A 238-nucleotide genomic window follows, 5' to 3' on the forward strand; every position below is an offset into this window, starting at 1 on the left:
ATCGTACCTATTATAAAAATATATGGGTATATGAAAAGAATAATGAAGTGGCCGGTTGTATTATCGCTTATGATGGTTCAAAAGAAATGGAGTATGAAGAACAATGGAACCAACTGCCTCTTGAAGAAGATATCAGATTAGTTGGAACACCTTTACCTATAAAAGAAGCTAAAAATGATGAGTGGTATATTGAAGCAGTGGTCACATCGCCTGATTATAGAGGACAAGGTATTGCGAC

At 35.7% G+C, this 238-nt stretch carries 1 protein-coding gene; it reads left to right on the top strand.

Annotated elements, in window-relative coordinates; genetic code table 11:
- On the top strand, positions 1 to 238 hold a 238-nt coding region (locus J0695_RS46615), incomplete at both ends, for a GNAT family N-acetyltransferase (protein WP_206970236.1).

Origin of the sequence: Streptomyces beijiangensis (assembly GCF_017315755.1) — a bacterium.
Taxonomy (GTDB): domain Bacteria; phylum Actinomycetota; class Actinomycetes; order Streptomycetales; family Streptomycetaceae; genus Streptomyces; species Streptomyces beijiangensis.